This is a genomic window from Escherichia sp. WS1450, from assembly GCF_046487395.1.
GTDB classification, from domain to species: Bacteria; Pseudomonadota; Gammaproteobacteria; order Enterobacterales; family Enterobacteriaceae; genus Escherichia; species Escherichia coli.
The window spans coordinates 1-705 of record NZ_JBJQJO010000149.1 but is presented as its reverse complement, the minus strand read 5'-3'; the positions used below and the strand labels follow the sequence as shown (position 1 = coordinate 705).

At 54.9% G+C, this 705-nt stretch carries 1 protein-coding gene; it reads right to left on the bottom strand.

The annotated features are described in order from the left end of the window. Positions 1-61 precede the first annotated feature (61 nt). Positions 62-705: glycine-rich domain-containing protein (locus tag ACJHYR_RS28025; RefSeq protein WP_410233229.1), on the bottom strand; the 644-nt coding region annotated here is incomplete at its 5' end.

Genomic DNA, 705 nt, shown 5'->3' with positions numbered 1-705 from the left:
CGTCCCAGATAATGACATTAATAACAACGTTATTATCAACAACTGCATAGATATCATTCATTTACATGTACTCCCGAATTACCAGCACGCCATTAGCTCCGTGCCCGCCACGTCCTGACGTGTGTGAATAGCTATTATCGTATGCACCCCCGCCGCCGGAGCCAGAGCAAACTCCAGGATTACCGCTCAGTTGCCCAGCGCGGCCGCCGCCACCCCAATAGCTCGATGCCCCATTGCCTACTAATAGCGCCTGGCCCGCCTGTCCGTCTGAACCGTCTCCGCCTTGTTCAGTTTTATAACCGCCAGAGCCTGAGCCACCGCGCCCGCCAGCGGTATTTGTAGCGCCGCCCCATTGCCCACCCTGGCCGCCGAGCGCAGTTAATGTCATGAACGAACTATTACCGCCATTATTTCCAGACCCTGACCCATTGGCACCACTACCACCGCTGCCAATTGTCACTGTATAGGTTCCTGGCCCGGCATCGTTGTCTGTCGCATAAATAGTGGCAAAAACAGTACCTCCGGCTCCTCCGCCAGCCCCTGAAAATGTCTGATTTGCGTTCTCCGCGTTACATCCACCGCCACCGCCGCCCGCCGCAGTCAGAATAACGTCAATTCGTTTTACGTCAGCTGGCCACGTATATGAACCCGACGATGAAAAAACGACAGTTTTGCTGTAACGCCCCGAGCCATCTCCCAAACCAA